1 pseudogene is annotated in these 207 nt (G+C 55.6%); it reads left to right on the top strand.

Annotated features, from left to right (window positions below):
* Window positions 1-207: pseudogene (locus GPK94_RS15830) on the top strand (CHAP domain-containing protein); the annotation flags it as partial.

Here is a 207-nt window from a genome sequence, read left to right as displayed (position 1 = left end):
GCATTCGTCATGCGCCACAAGAAGGGTTTCCTGATGGCAGGGGTTTTGTTCCTCATTACCTGTATGCTGATGAATACCATGTCCTCCTGCTCCATGATGGCGCAGAGCATCGGTTCCGTTCTCTCCGGCACCACCTATCCGTCGGATGACCCGGAAATGCTGGCGGTGGAGGCAGATTATGCAGCCAGAGAAGCCCAGTTGCAGGAG

This window comes from Pseudoflavonifractor sp. MCC625, assembly GCF_018784545.1.
GTDB lineage: Bacteria > Bacillota > Clostridia > Oscillospirales > Oscillospiraceae > Pseudoflavonifractor_A > Pseudoflavonifractor_A gallinarum.
Note: the sequence above shows the minus strand (reverse complement) of the source record. Positions and strands in the feature narration are given on the sequence as shown.